Below are 306 nucleotides of genomic sequence, written 5' to 3'. Positions count from 1 at the left end.
CAGAGCGCAAAAGATCACCAGATCCTCTGCATCACCCACACAGCGCAGATCGCTGCACTGGCCGACTGCCATCTGCTCATCCATAAGAATATCACGAATGAGCGAACCTATACCGAGATCCACCAGCTGGATACCGAAGGCAGAGTGGACGCGCTGGCGCATATCATTTCCGGTGACCATGTCTCGGAGCTTTCCCGTGCCAATGCTCGAGAGATGCTGGGGCTGGCCGAGCATGAAACCGGTGATTGACAACCCTGCTGCTTTGTGCTAAACTTATTTTTGTTGAAAGACGTTGAAGGGTACAAG

Annotated in this window: 1 pseudogene; it reads left to right on the top strand. The window is 52.9% G+C overall.

Annotated elements, in window-relative coordinates:
- Window positions 1-249, top strand: a pseudogene (locus P0G09_RS18135) (DNA repair protein RecN); the annotation flags it as partial.
- Window positions 250-306: the final 57 nt, after the last annotated feature.

It is taken from the genome of Faecalibacterium sp. DFI.5.82 (assembly GCF_029076575.1).
GTDB lineage: Bacteria > Bacillota > Clostridia > Oscillospirales > Ruminococcaceae > Faecalibacterium > Faecalibacterium duncaniae.
Note: the sequence above shows the minus strand (reverse complement) of the source record. Positions and strands in the feature narration are given on the sequence as shown.